Here is a 14,037-nt window from a genome sequence, read left to right as displayed (position 1 = left end):
GCACTCGCTCGCTGAGCCTGTGCAGCTTCATTCAAGACGAAGGAGTCTCGGCACAGCCGCCCCTTCGCCCCGATTCTTAATTAGTAAAGAGAGAGGGATAGAATATGGACCGCATTATCATCAGCCCCAGCAAATACGTACAAGGCAACGGGGCCCTCGCCAATATCGGCAACTACGTCAAAGCGCTCGGTAGCAAGCCGCTGATCCTGGCTGACGCCTTCGTCACCAAGCTGGTGGGCGATACCGTGGCCACCAGCTTCCATGGCGCAGGCATCAAGCCGGAGTTCGACTGCTTCAATGGCGAGTGCTCCCGCCCCGAGATCGACCGCCTGCTGGCCCGCTGCCAGCAGACCCCGTTTGACGTCATCATCGGCATCGGCGGCGGCAAAACGCTGGATACCGCCAAGTCGGTCGCCTTCTACCAGAAGGTGCCGGTGGTCATAGTGCCGACCATAGCCTCCACTGATGCCCCCACCAGCGCGCTGGCGGTCATCTACACCCCGGAAGGGCAATTCAGCGAATACCTGATGATCCCGACCAACCCCAATATGGTCATCATGGATACCGGCGTGGTCTCCCGCGCTCCAGTGCGGCTGCTGGTCTCCGGCATGGGGGATGCGCTCTCCACCTACTTCGAGGCGCGCGCCAACAAGGTTTCCGGTTGCCAGACCATGGCCGGTGGCGCCTCCACGCTGGCGGCGCAAGCCATCGCCGAGCTCTGCTACAAGACTCTGCTGGCCGACGGCTACAAGGCCAAGCTGGCGGTGGAGCAGGGGCTCTGCACCAAGGCGGTGGAGAACATCATCGAGGCCAACACCTATCTGAGCGGTATCGGCTTCGAGAGCAGCGGTCTGGCCGCCGCCCATGCCATCCACAACGGCCTGACCCAGCTGGCCGAGTGCCACCACCTCTACCACGGTGAGAAAGTGGCGTTCGGTACCCTGGTGCAGCTGGTGCTGGAGAATGCCCCGATGGCGGAGATCGAAACCGTGCTGGCCTTCTGCCGCTCGGTGGGCCTGCCGACCAACCTGCATATGATGGGGGTCAAGGAGCTGGATATGGCGCGCCTTATGGAGGTGGCCAAAGCCTCCACCGCCGAGGGCGAGACCATCCACAATATGCCGTTCAAGGTCACCGCCGAGGATGTGCTGGCAGCCATCGTCACCGCCCATCAGCTGGGGCTGTAACTGCACCACCGCTGACCTTGCCATATAAAAACGGCCCCGCAACTGCGGGGCCGTTTCATTTTCTACGGGCCGGTTCACAACAGCCTGATTAACTATCAGCCGTGATAGTCGGGCGGGATCGATCTCGAGCAGTTTCAGCCGCCGCCACAGGGTGGTGCGGCTGATGCCAAGATGCTGGGCCATCTGGCTCACCTGCCCCTTGCAGGCGTGAGCGCAGCGCAAAATGGCCTGCCGCTCCAGCTCCGCCAGGGTGAGCAGCGGCTGCCCCACCACCTCGTCCGCCACCTGCTGATAACCGTGGCGAATGGCGGCGGGCAGCGCCTCGGGCGGGATCGGACCCAGACCGGCATGAAGCAGCGCATGCTCAACGGCGCTGCGCAGCTCCCCCAGATTGCCGGGCCAGGGATAGGCGAGCAGACAATCGAGGGCCGCCGGACTGAACTGGCGTACCGGCTCGCGCCCCTGCGCCGCCAACTGCTGGCTGATAAGGCCCGGCAGATCGGCCGCGCGCTTCCGCAGCCCCGGCAGCCACAGCTCGCACGCCTGCAAGGCATAGAGCAGCTGGCGGCCAAACAGCCCCTCCTGCACCAGCTGCTCCAGCGGGGAGCTGCTGGTGGCGATGATCCGCACCTTGAGTGGCAGAATGCGGGCCGAATCGAAGCGCTGAATGCGACCAGTCTTGAGCAGTTGCAGCAGCGCCGCCTGCATGGGGGCAGAGAGACACTCCACCTGCTCCAGCACTAGGGTGCCGCCGTGGGCCAGCTCGAACTTGCCCGCCCGCTCCTGCCCCGCCTCGTCGGAGCCCATCAGCTCCAGCGCCATCCGCTCGCTCGGCAGCGCCTTGCAGTTAAGGGTAATGAGCGGCCCGGCAGCCCGCTCGCTGCCAAAGTGGATCGCCTCCGCCAGCTGGGCCTTGCCCACCTCCTCCTCGCCGCGCAGCAGGATCGGCCCCTGACTCTGGGCCGCCTGCCGGGCATAGCGCAGCAGCTTGCGCATGGCGCTCGATTCGCCCACCAGCGCCGACAGCTCGGGCACCGTCTGACGCAGCTGGTGAATGGCCCGCAGCCGATCGACCGGGTGCAGCAGGGCGATAAAGCTGACCCCCTCCGGCCCCGGTAGCGGCTTGAGGCTCACCAGCGCATTGATGAACTCCCCCTCCTGCGCGCCGAGCCGCTCCAGCGTAACCTCCACATGGCTGAGCGGCGTCTGCCCCTTGATGGCCAGCTGCAACCGCTGGGGCAGCAACAGGTGCTGCTCCAGCGGCTGGCCGAGACAGAGCGCCGGATCGAGCCGCAGCCGTTGTGCCGCCAGCGCATTGAGGTAGCGCAGTCGCCCCTGCGGATCCCAGGCCAGCACGCCGTCATCCATGCCATCGAGCAAGGCATAAAGTTCGCTCAGGTGGTGCTGGGACTCCTGCATCAGGGTCTCCATCTGCAGCAGATGGGCCAGCTCGCGCCCGGCGCTGACGGTGAGCGCCAGATCGCCGGCGCTCGCCTCCTCCACCTTGCAGATCAAAGCGATGATGGCGACCTGACGGCCATTGCTGTTGTAGACCGGGCTGGCGCAGCTGTGCCACGGGTGGAGGGTATGGTTGAAGTGCTGGGGGCCGCTGACGCAGAGCGGCACTCCCTCCAGCGCCGCCAGATTGATGGCATTGGTGCCGATGCGCCCCTCGCTGAAAAAGGCACCGGGGCCAAACCCCAGCGCTGCCAGCTCGCGCTGGGTGTCGGGGTGGCCGGTCTGGGCCAGCAGGCAGCCGCTCTCGTCTGTGAGCAGCAGGGCGCAGGGGCGCCCCTCCATAAATTCGTAGAGATCTTCGAGGGCCATCTCGCCGGTGGTGAGCAGGTCGCGCTTGCGCTGGCGCAGGCTCTGCAAGGTCTGCCCCTTGGCGCTGTGGGGCGGATGCCAGAGGGTGGCACTGGTCTGGTGGGCGCAGCGCAGCCAGGATGCCTGCAGATAGTCGGGCCAAGCGAGCAGCGGCTGAAGGTCAGATGGCATGGTCACAGCAATATCCGGCAAGATGTGAGCCGACCATTTAACCATGCCAGCGCCCCCGATTCAGTGACCTGCCTCAGAGGGTGGCAACCCCGCCTTCCTCCCGGTCGGGTTCGCCGTCAGCAAATTGCTGGCCGAGCCAGTAGCAGAAGGCGCGGCACTCCTTCGATTTTTTGATATATAGCCTCCGATCACACTACTGACTTGTTTATGAAGAGGAGACCGGATAGCGCTTTCCGTTGCCGCCCCAAAAGTGTATTTTTGCTCAGTAGCAAAAAATAGAACCCAAAAAATACTTTGAGCGAATATGCTCTATCTTCGAGAAAGTTCAGCAACCTTCTTATTTAAAATATGTTTTCGTGGCAACCATTTGTGCGATTTGGAGTTATATAAAGGATCTGTTATCACTTTTGGCCAGCCTTCCATATAATCATTGCTAGAGGATTTAATGAGCTTGTTCAGTTTTCTCTTTCGAGGCAGAAAGACTAAAGAGGTGGCACGATCACCTTCTCAGTCTGAGTCACCAAAGGTAATTTCCTTTCACGACAAATTTGTTGAAATACCGTCATTAAACTTCTTTGGACCATTCAGCAAATCACAATCCGGCGAGTGGGTAATATGCTGGAGTGATAGCGATGCTCAAAATCATAGAGGTGGCCATCGAGAAAGCGGTCACGGACGATATATTCTCTATAACGTTACGCAAGACAAATTTGAGTTGCAGGGGAATTTGGAGCGTCCCAACTCGGGCAGTGTTGCAGATAATGGTAACTTCGCCATTGAAGACTGGCACTTCGGGAACGCACTATCTGGAACGTTCTACGTTATGTCTTCAGCCGGACGTGAACTAATTAAGAGGAAGTTCGAAGCCAACATATATAACAGCACCATATCCGATACTGGTTGCTTTGCAGTCTGCCAAACCGCCAATTCTCCAAAGGGCGAAGATGGAAATCGACTTACTGCATTTGATGTGGAAAAGGCCATCGAGTTGTTTTCCATACATCCTCCCACCGGCTGGGCTGACAGTTACAAGTTTATCGAGGACATTCCGAAAGTTGGTGTTGTAGTAAACAAGATTGGGACGTTTTACTACGACATTCTGGGGAGATTCATTGATTCAGAAAAATTCGATGCAGCTCGGCTACGGAGCGATAGGTATGACGTAGTTTTGTTGGCTGCTGAAGAGATTGTTAAGGCTCCCGAACTTAACGATCAACTTGCCAACGCAGCGCTTGAAGCAGCCATTAGAGCTCTTTCGCTCGGAGCTGAAAAAAATCAAAACTGGAAGGCCCTCGCACTCAAGATTCAAGGGTTAGCCCATGAGTTCTTGCAAAATAACGAAGCTGCAATTGCAGCCTTCGATGAGGCGCTGCTGATCAATCCAAAGATCGGTGTAAAGCGGAAAGCCGATTCACTACGAAAAAAGCTGAAATGAGCCCGCAGGTTCAATTAGCCGCAAGGCGTAATCGGACGTTCGCGTAAATCGAATTCCCCGCGATAACGGCGACTCTCATTTCCCCTCTGCCAGATGCCGCTGATTAATGAAGACAACCGGAACCACTGCATCTCGATCGTCCGATTACGCTTCGCTAATCGAACCTACATGGGACGGTAATAAAGCACAGAGCCGCCCTTATGGGCGGCTCTTGGTATCAGCAATGGATGGCTGAATCGTCTTGTTACCGAATCATCACTCGGCCTTGGGCGCTTCAACCGCAGCAGTCGCCGGTTGGTCATCTTCCTTGATCCAGGCATCCAGCAGGGTGTAGCCCACCGCCAACACGACCGGGCCGATAAAGAGGCCGATGATCCCCATGGTCAGCAAGCCACCGATTACCCCCACCAGAATGAGGATGAGCGGCAGGTCGGCGCCCCGCTTGATCAGGAAGGGGCGCAGGAAGTTGTCCATGGTGCCCGCAATCAGTGACCACACCAGCAGGAAGGTGCCCCAGGTGGTGTCACCGCTCCAGTAGAGGTAGCCGATACAGGCCAACAGCACCGGGAAGGGGCCGATCTGGGCGACGATCAGCAGGAACATCACCACCACCAGCACCATGGCGTAGGGGATACCGGCAATCAGCAGGCCGACACCGGCCACTGAGGATTGCACCAGCGCAGTCACCACCACCCCCATCGCCACGGCACGGATCGCCTGTGAAGCGAGCACGGTGGCATTGTCACCACGCTGACCCGCCAGCCGGTGGGCAAAGCGGCGAATGCCGGTCGCCACCACTTCACCCGAGTGATAGAGCACACCGCAGATACCGACCGTCAGCAGGAAGTGAACGAACAGCAAGCCAAGATTACCGGCCTGAGAGGCCAGCCAGCGGGCGGTCTGACCGAAATAGGGGGCCAGCTTGGCAAACAGCACCTGACCACCGCTCGCCAGAATTTGCTGCCAGAAGTCATAGAGCTTGTCGCCCACCAGCGGGATCTGTTGCAGCCAGAGCAGCTCCGGCGGCGGTGACTGGCTGATATGGGTACCCAGCTCGATCAGCATGGGCGCCTTCTCCGCCACATTGGCCAGCGTCATAAAGAGCGGGATGACAAACATCAACAGCAGCACCAGCGTCATAAATAGGGCCGCCAGGGTGCGCTTGCCCCACAACAGGCGCTGCACCATCAGCATCAGCGGCCAGGTGGCGATGGTGATCATGGTGGCCCACACCAGCGCAGGCAGGAAGGGCTGCAACACCAGGAAACAGGAAATAATCAGGATGCTGAGAAACAGCACCCCCAGGGTTATCTTGGCCAAATCCACTTTTTTCATGTTCATAAGGTTTCCCTGTCAGGGCATCCGCCCCTGGGTCTAGAGTCTTGTTTCAAGAGAGATAGTATCCACCAGAGGCCAGCGCTCAACCAGAGCCCCAGCCCGAAAAAGAGCACAAACTGACCAAGCAGGATAGCCAGCGAACTGCTGGTCAGCAGCGGCAGCGCCCAGAGCCCCGCCCCTATCACCGCGCCCCCCGCCAGCGTGACCGCGCCGGCCACAATGGGGGGATAACCGCCGCGGGTCAGGGTAAGCAAACCGCCAACCCAGAGTCCGAGAGCCGCCAGCCCGATCCTGGCCAGATGGGCCGATTGGGTCAGGCCCCCGAGCGCCAGCGCAGATGCAATCAGCAGCAGCCAAGCCGCCGACTGCCTGTCGGCACGCCAGCAGGGACGAACCGCCAGCAGCAAGGCGCCAATCAGCAGCCCCACCGCCACGTCGGAGATAAAGTGCACCCCGAGCCAGACCCGCGCCAGACCTGTGGTGAGCGCCAGCAACAGGGCCAGCGAGAACGCCCGCCAGCGGTGGGTCGGCCAGAGCCAGCCAAGCAGCGCCCCCCAGAACAGCAGGGCCGAGGCGGTATGGCCGCTCGGCATGCCAAAACCTTGCGCGCTCTGGGTTGCCAGCAGCGGTTGCAGATGGAAGGGGCGCGGCAAGCCGATCCCCTCCTTGCTCGCCTGCACCAGCAAGCCAAGCCAGAGCATGGCGAACAGCAACTGGCGCAGTCGCGGCCACCCCAGCAGCGGGAGCAGCAAAGGTATCAGGGCAAGCTGAAAGCCGCCTGAACCAAACAGATTGCTGACCGACAGCCACCAGACATCGGGCCCCAGCCACTGCTGCAGGCGCATCATCAGCGGGATCTCGACCTGATGCAGCGCATTGCCCTGCGCCACGAAATCAGCCTGCCAGAGCATCTCGCTCTCGGGCACCTGATCAAGCCGGGATTGCAACCAGTCGAGCTGATCCGGGAAACGGCGCTGCTCGCGGGGCAGCTGGTCGATGGCGATCAGCCGGGCGTTAAGGATCTCCCCGCCCAGATTGGGAGCTTTCAGCAGCGAGACAAAATCGGAATCTTGCTGCGCGACGATAGGCTCCAGCGTGCGACAAGCGAAGATAAGCGCCCGCTGCCAGCGGCCCAACTCCTGCACCACCTCCCCCCGCAAGCCGGTCTCTTCATAGAGTTCGCGCAGTGCCGCCTGCTGCGGACTCTCACCGCCATCGATATAGCCACCGCTCAGACTGTAGCGGGAGGAGATGCGATCCTGCACCAGCAGCAGTTGATCCTGATGGCGGATGGCGCAGGCCGCTGCCGTCGGTGCCGTCGGTGCCGCCGGTTCGGCGCTCAGGGCTGGCAGAGAGGCAAACAGCGCCAGCAAGAGTAAAAAGAGGGTTCTCGACATCAATTTGCTTTCCCTATGCACAATGGCGACAAGCCTCCCAGAAATCAGATAGTTGGGCAACGGTAGCGGCCGGATCGCCGCCGTTCCCGCCGCGCTGGCGGTGCACGGAAGATTGCGATGAAGCAGGGCACTCCCTACTATTGGCGGCTATCTTCAATTTCATGCAGCAAATGCTGGAGCCCTCCATGAGACAGTTCGGCTTTTTCCTCGGCATCGCCATCGGTGTCATTTTGATCCTGTTCGGCAGCATCGTCATCTTCCAGGCGCTCCCTGCCGCACTGGACGTGCTGGAGATGCCAAGCCGCATCCCGTTCGTGCGCGAGGTCTACACCTGGCTGATGACCAGCGCCAACGGCCTGACCGCCCAGCTGGAGCAGAACTTCCTGGAAGCGTTCCAGACCGTGCTCAAGCTGATCCTGCTCATCACCTTCATGTGGGTCTGCGTCAAGCTGGTCAACATGGGGGTGCTGATTATCCGCGCCGGGGTTGACCTGATCCGCACCGCCATCGCCCACAGCGAAGGCCCCCACGACCAGAAGAAGCCGGATCAGCACGATCACTTCTGACTGAGCCGTGGTCAACGGATGTGAACGCTGCCGCCCCCAACCGGGGCGGCAGCTTTATATGCGCGGTATGAAGGCCCTTCCCACCCCCCATGGATACCCGATAAAGCAGCGGCTTTCCCTTGTGAATCAGCAAACTGCCCATATGTTGCATCACCTTGACATGGTTTGCGCCCCGCGCGGCGGCGGCCCGGTTTCTATCCCGACCCCGTGCTCTGGTATAATCGACCACCTCTTTTCCCCGTTATGGAGCCTGTTCATGCCCAATCATGCAGAAAGTGCCCTCGAGGTTCGTCTCGACAAGTGGTTGTGGGCAGCCCGTTTCTACAAGACCCGCTCCATTGCGCGGGATCAGATAGACGGGGGCAAGGTGCACTACAATGGTCAGCGCAGCAAACCGGGCAAACAGGTGGAAGTGGGGGCACTAATCCGCTTCTGGCAGGGGCAGGACGAACGCGAAGTGCGGGTGCTGGCCATAAGCGAGCAGCGCAAATCGGCCCCGCTGGCCCAGCAGCTCTATGAAGAGACCGCCGAGAGCCTGAAAAAACGGGCCGAGAACAGCGAGGCGCGCCGCTTCAATAGCCAGTTTGCCCCCAGCCCCGAGCGCCGCCCCGACAAGCAGGAGCGACGCCAGTTGCTCAAGGTCAAACAGTACTGACCGACCCCGATTTGATACCGGGCTGGCATCAACCCCAGCCCGCCCGATTTACCTCACCGAAAAGCCAGGAATACATGATGAGCAACCAAGATCTGCTGTATCGCTATCTGTTTGAAGAGTACGAAGTGCGTGGCGAGCTGGTCCAGCTGGATCACACCTACCGCCACGTGGTGGAAGCCCAGAACTACCCGGTGCAGGTGCAAAAACTGCTGGGCGAGCTGCTGGTCGCCACCAGCCTGCTGACCGCCACCCTCAAGTTTGAAGGCTCCATCACGGTGCAACTGCAGGGCGATGGCCCGGTGCGTCTGGCCGTCATCAACGGCGACAACAACCAGCAGCTGCGTGGCGTGGCACGCTATGAAGGCGAGCTGCCGAGCGATGGCAAGCTGCAGGGCCTGATTGGCAACGGCCAGCTGATCATCACCATCACCCCGGAACAGGGCGAGCGCTATCAGGGCATCATCGCGCTGGACGCCGATACTCTGGCGGGCTGCCTAGAGCACTACTTCGCCCGCTCCGAACAGCTGGCCACCAAGCTGTGGATCCGCACCGGCTATCACGAAGGTGCGCCGCGTGCTGCCGGCATCATGCTGCAGGAGCTGCCCGCCCAGAGCGAGGATCACAGCAACGACTTCGATCACCTGACCCAGCTCACCAGCACCATCAAGGATGAAGAGCTGTTCGGCCTGCAGGCAGAAGAGATCCTCTACCGTCTCTACAATCAGGACAAGGTGCGGGTGTTCGATCCGCAGGCGGTCGAGTTCCGCTGCACCTGCTCCCGCGAGCGCTGCGAAGGGGCCCTGTTGCAGATAGAAAAGGAAGAGGTCATGGAGATGGTGCAGGAGCTCGGCAAGATCGACATGCACTGTGATTATTGCGGCGCCCAGTACCAATTTAATGGGATCGATGTCGAAACCCTGTTCAGCAGGGCTCCCGGCAATGATGCAAACCAGTTACACTAATTAAAGGCGGGCAAAACCCGCCTTTAACTTTAATAACAAAAAAATACCCTATTTTATAAAGTTTGATGGCGATCGCTAAACTCTACCACCTAAGTGATAGGATGACCGTCAGATAGAACCCTACCAACCTCTGAACCCAGGAGAATACAATGACAATCGTGGCAGAACCCACCCTGGCCCAACAATTAGGACTGGACCAGTACGGCATCAAAAACAGCCAAGAAATCGTTCGCAACCCCTCTTACGAGCAGCTTTTCGCCGAAGAGACACGCCCTGACCTGGAAGGGTTCGAGCGCGGTGTGGTGACCGAACTGGGCGCCGTCAACGTAAACACCGGTATCTTCACCGGTCGCTCCCCGAAAGATAAATATATCGTCAAAGATGCCACTACCCAGGATACTGTGTGGTGGTCTGACCAGGGTAAAAACGATAACAAAGCCATTACCCCTGAAGTGTGGTCACATCTGAAAGGGCTGGTCACCAAACAGCTCTCCGGCAAGCGCCTGTTTGTGGTCGACGGTTTCTGCGGTGCCAACCCGGATACCCGCCTGGCCGTGCGCATCATCACCGAGGTGGCCTGGCAGGCACACTTCGTGAAAAACATGTTCATCCGTCCGAGCGATGAAGAGCTGAAAACCTTCAAGCCTGACTTCGTGGTGATGAACGGTGCCAAGTGCACCAACCCGAACTGGAAGGAGCAGGGTCTCAACTCCGAGAACTTCGTTGCCTTCAACATGACCGAGAAGATGCAGCTCATCGGTGGCACCTGGTACGGTGGCGAGATGAAGAAGGGCATGTTCTCCATGATGAACTACTTCCTGCCCCTGCGCGGCATTGCCTCCATGCACTGCTCCGCCAACGTGGGTCAGGACGGCGACGTCGCCATCTTCTTCGGCCTCTCCGGCACCGGCAAGACCACCCTCTCCACCGATCCCAAGCGTCAGCTGATCGGCGATGACGAGCACGGCTGGGATGACCACGGCGTGTTCAACTTCGAAGGGGGCTGCTACGCCAAGACCATCAAGCTCTCCGAAGAGGCCGAGCCGGACATCTACCACGCCATCCGTCGCGATGCGCTGCTGGAGAACGTGACCGTTGCTGCCGATGGCACCATCGACTTCGATGATGGCACCAAGACCGAGAACACCCGCGTCTCCTACCCCATCTATCACATCGACAACATCGTCAAGCCGGTCTCCAAGGCAGGTCACGCCACCAAGGTGATCTTCCTGACTGCCGACGCCTTCGGCGTGCTGCCCCCGGTTTCCAAGCTGACCAAGGAGCAGACCAAGTACCACTTCCTGTCTGGCTTCACCGCCAAACTGGCCGGTACCGAGCGCGGCATCACAGAGCCGACTCCGACCTTCTCCTCCTGCTTCGGCGCAGCCTTCCTCTCCCTGCACCCGACCAAGTACGGTCAGGAGCTGGTGAAACGGATGGAAGCGGCAGGGGCAGAGGCCTATCTGGTCAACACCGGCTGGAACGGCACCGGCAAGCGCATCTCCATCAAGGATACCCGCGCCATCATCGACGCCATCCTGGATGGCTCCATCGAGAAGGCCGAGACCAAGGTGCTGCCGATCTTCAATCTGGAGATCCCGACCGCGCTGCACGATGTGAACCCGGCGATCCTCGACCCGCGCGACACTTACGCCGACAAGGCCGAGTGGGATGCCAAGGCCGTCGATCTGGCAGGCCGTTTCATCAAGAACTTCGAGCGCTTCACCGATAACGACGAAGGCAAACGTCTGGTTGCGGCAGGCCCGCAGCTGTAACAGGCTCGCTTCGTATCAGTGACACCATGCCGGTCAGCCACGCTGACCGGCATTTTTGTTTTTGTGGAGCCCCGAACGCCGCCATCGCCCCCGTTAAAGGGGCCAAAACCTTGCCTTTGCCTGTTGTGACAGGTTAGATTCAGCCAAACTTTATACAATATACAATTCTGTAACGCCCAATCGTGACCCGACCATGACCCCACCCTACAAGACCCGAACCCAGATGGTGATGGAAAACCTCCGTGGCCGGATCCTCCGTGGGGAGTTCCCCGCTGGCGCCCCCTTGCGTCAGGATGCCATTGCCAAAGAGCTGGCCGTGAGCCGCATCCCGGTGCGCGAAGCCCTGATGCAGCTGGAAGCGCAGGGGCTGGTGAAGTTCGAAGCCCATCGCGGCGCCGTAGTCACCATGCTGGACGCCTCGGCCATTGAAGAGCTCTTTTATTTGCGAGCGCTGCTGGAAGCCGATACCCTGTTTCACGCCGTCGACAAGATGACGGAAGCCACCTTCGCGCAAGCGGAGGCGATCCTCGCCCAGTTTGATCACGCCCTGGAGTCAGGCACCCAGATCGAACATTGGGCAGAGTTGAACCACAGCTTTCACGCCACCCTCTATCAGGCAGCCGGTCGCCCCCAGGCACTTGAACTGATCGCCCAGATCAATCTGAGCTGTGACCGCTATGTCCGCTTCGAGCTGCTCTTTGCCAGCGACGGCGTGGACAAGGCGGAGCGTGAACACGCCCAATTGCTGGAACTGTGCCGCGCCCGGCGCAAGCACGAGGCGGTGGTGCTGCTCAGGCAGCATATCGAAGCAGCGGGTCAGTCGATCAAGCGGATCCTGGCCAGCGGCCATAAAAACTGAACACTCATATAGCAACCATCTGGCACTAACGACATGAATAATTTCGAGATAATTGAAACCCGCGTCGCCCAAGTCAGGGCCGAGCTGGCCATGCAGGAGTTGGACGCCTTTATCGTCCCCCACGATGATGAGCACCTCGGCGAGTACATCCCCGCCTATGCCGAGCGGCTTGACTGGATCACCGGTTTCAACGGCTCTGCCGGAGTCGCCATCATCATGGCCCAGCGGGCAGCCCTCTTTGTCGATGGTCGCTATACGGTGCAGGCGCGGATGCAAACCCCCGCCGAACTGTTCGAATTCCTCCACCTCATTGAAAATCCCCATGTCCAGTGGCTGGCAGAGCAGCTGCCGTCAGGCTCCCGGGTCGGCTTCGATGCCCGCCTGCACAGCCTGACCTGGTACAAGAATGCCAAGGCCGTGCTGGCCGACCGCGGTATCGAGCTGATCCGCGTCGAGCAGAACCCCATCGACCTGAACTGGAGCGATCGCCCGGAGCCGACCAAGAGCCCGGTCATCCTCTACAGCGAGGAGCTGGCGGGCCAGTCCAGCCAGTCCAAACGTGAACAGCTGGCAGCCGACCTGCGCAAGCGCGGGCTGGATGCGGTGCTGCTGACCCAGGCCGAGCCCATCAACTGGCTGCTCAACCTGCGTGGCCGCGATATCGACCGGTTGCCGGTGGTGCTGGGCTTTGCGGTGCTCTACGCCAACACCAGCATGGATTTCTTCGTCGATACCGACAAAATTGACTGCTTCGCCTTCACCCAACACGTGGGGCAGGATGTCTCCGTCTACCCCATCGACAAGCTGGGCGACGTGCTGCAGCGCATCGGTGAAGATCAGCAGAAGGTGCTGGCCGATCCGGACAGCGCCAACGCCTGGACCCAGCTCGTCATGGAAGAGGCGGGCGCCATTCTGGTGGCAGGGCAAGACCCCACCATGCTGCCGAAAGCATGCAAGAACGAAATCGAACTGACCGGCATGCGTGCCGCTCATCTGCGCGATGGTGTGGCCATGACCCGCTTCCTCTCCTGGCTGGATCGGCTGGTCGCCTCCGGCGAGTTCGAGGGGGTGGATGAAGGCACCCTGGCCGATCAGGTGGAAGCGTTCCGCCGCGAGCAGGAGCACTACGTCGAGCCGAGCTTCGATACCATCTCCGCGCTCGGCCCCAACGCCGCCATGTGCCACTACCACCACACCAATGGCACCCCGCGCGCGTTTGGCCAGGACAGCCTCTATCTGCTGGACTCCGGCGCCCAGTATCTGGATGGCACCACCGACATCACCCGCACCATCAAGGTGGGTGAGGTGAGCGACGAGCAGAAGGCGATGTTTACCCGGGTCCTGCAGGGTCATATCGCGCTGGATCAGGCCCGCTTCCCGCGCGGCACCGCCGGAATCCAGCTCGACGTGCTGGCCCGCATGCCGCTGTGGCAGGCCGGTTACAACTACGACCACGGTACCGGCCACGGCGTCGGCCACTTCCTGAGCGTCCACGAAGGGCCCCAGCGCATCGCGCCGAAAGGGAGCATGGTTGCCCTGCAACCGGGCATGGTGCTCTCCAACGAGCCGGGCTACTACCGCGAAGATGGCTTCGGTATCCGCTGCGAGAACCTGGTAGTCGTGACCGAGCTGGAACAGGTTGGCGAGCTGCCGATGCTGGGCTTCGAGCGCCTGACCTACGTGCCGTTCGATACCCGCCTGATCGATCGCAGCCTGCTGAGCCCGGCCGAATTCCGCTGGATCAACGAATACCACGTTGAGGTGTTCCGCCGCCTGAGCCCGCTGCTTGAGGGCGAAGATCTCGCCTGGCTGGAGCAGGCAACCAGCCTCATCTGATGACACAGGGCCTGCGGGCCCTGTTTTTT

Annotated in this window: 10 protein-coding genes and 1 pseudogene; 8 read left to right on the top strand and 3 right to left on the bottom strand. The window is 60.4% G+C overall.

Annotation, left to right across the window (positions count from 1 at the left end; all coding sequences use genetic code 11):
- The first annotated feature begins 104 nt into the window (after positions 1 to 104).
- Positions 105 to 1,187: a glycerol dehydrogenase gene (locus ACTG2B_RS02360; protein WP_167557495.1), complete on the top strand. Its 1,083-nt coding sequence runs from the start codon at positions 105 to 107 to the stop codon at positions 1,185 to 1,187.
- 95 nt (positions 1,188 to 1,282) lie between these two features.
- Here the strand turns inward: ACTG2B_RS02360 and dhaR are convergent.
- Positions 1,283 to 3,185: pseudogene (gene dhaR / locus ACTG2B_RS02355) on the bottom strand (dihydroxyacetone kinase operon transcriptional regulator DhaR).
- Positions 3,186 to 3,630: 445 nt separating this feature from the next.
- On the opposite strand from dhaR, the gene ACTG2B_RS02350 reads away from it, so the two are divergent.
- Positions 3,631 to 4,620 (top strand): hypothetical protein, encoded by a 990-nt coding sequence (locus ACTG2B_RS02350; RefSeq protein ID WP_279488772.1) that lies wholly within the window; start codon positions 3,631 to 3,633, stop codon positions 4,618 to 4,620.
- A gap of 255 nt (positions 4,621 to 4,875) precedes the next feature.
- On the opposite strand, the gene ydiK is transcribed toward ACTG2B_RS02350, so the two are convergent.
- Positions 4,876 to 5,961 (bottom strand): AI-2E family transporter YdiK, encoded by a 1,086-nt coding sequence (ydiK, locus tag ACTG2B_RS02345; RefSeq protein ID WP_270905362.1) that lies wholly within the window; start codon positions 5,959 to 5,961, stop codon positions 4,876 to 4,878.
- Positions 5,958 to 7,355, bottom strand: a complete 1,398-nt coding sequence (locus tag ACTG2B_RS02340; RefSeq protein ID WP_439995135.1) for a bifunctional NUDIX hydrolase/phosphatase PAP2 family protein — start codon at positions 7,353 to 7,355, stop codon at positions 5,958 to 5,960. The genes ydiK and ACTG2B_RS02340 overlap by 4 nt, the downstream gene beginning before the upstream one ends.
- Before the next feature lie 185 nt (positions 7,356 to 7,540).
- On the opposite strand from ACTG2B_RS02340, the gene ACTG2B_RS02335 reads away from it, so the two are divergent.
- From ACTG2B_RS02335 to ACTG2B_RS02310, 6 genes are all read left to right on the top strand, one after another.
- Positions 7,541 to 7,921 (top strand): hypothetical protein, encoded by a 381-nt coding sequence (locus tag ACTG2B_RS02335; protein ID WP_005340143.1) that lies wholly within the window; start codon positions 7,541 to 7,543, stop codon positions 7,919 to 7,921.
- A gap of 256 nt (positions 7,922 to 8,177) precedes the next feature.
- Positions 8,178 to 8,576: a ribosome-associated heat shock protein Hsp15 gene (gene hslR, locus ACTG2B_RS02330; RefSeq protein ID WP_162511743.1), complete on the top strand. Its 399-nt coding sequence runs from the start codon at positions 8,178 to 8,180 to the stop codon at positions 8,574 to 8,576.
- Positions 8,577 to 8,653: 77 nt separating this feature from the next.
- Positions 8,654 to 9,538, top strand: coding sequence for an Hsp33 family molecular chaperone HslO (gene hslO / locus ACTG2B_RS02325; RefSeq protein ID WP_439995133.1), 885 nt, complete (start codon positions 8,654 to 8,656; stop codon positions 9,536 to 9,538).
- Positions 9,539 to 9,687: 149 nt separating this feature from the next.
- Positions 9,688 to 11,313 carry a phosphoenolpyruvate carboxykinase (ATP) gene (pckA, locus tag ACTG2B_RS02320; RefSeq protein WP_439995131.1) on the top strand — a complete coding sequence of 542 codons (1,626 nt, stop codon included), beginning with the start codon at positions 9,688 to 9,690 and terminating at the stop codon, positions 11,311 to 11,313.
- Between the two features lie 193 nt (positions 11,314 to 11,506).
- Positions 11,507 to 12,172 (top strand): GntR family transcriptional regulator, encoded by a 666-nt coding sequence (locus ACTG2B_RS02315; RefSeq protein ID WP_005340138.1) that lies wholly within the window; start codon positions 11,507 to 11,509, stop codon positions 12,170 to 12,172.
- Between the two features lie 33 nt (positions 12,173 to 12,205).
- On the top strand, positions 12,206 to 14,008 hold the full coding sequence (locus ACTG2B_RS02310; RefSeq protein WP_439995129.1) for an aminopeptidase P family protein: 1,803 nt from the start codon (positions 12,206 to 12,208) through the stop codon (positions 14,006 to 14,008).
- Positions 14,009 to 14,037 lie beyond the last annotated feature (29 nt).

Source organism: Aeromonas sp. 30P (assembly GCF_051919805.1).
In the GTDB taxonomy this organism is placed as follows: Bacteria; Pseudomonadota; Gammaproteobacteria; order Enterobacterales; family Aeromonadaceae; genus Aeromonas; species Aeromonas veronii.
This window is presented reverse-complemented; position numbering and strand designations above follow the sequence as displayed.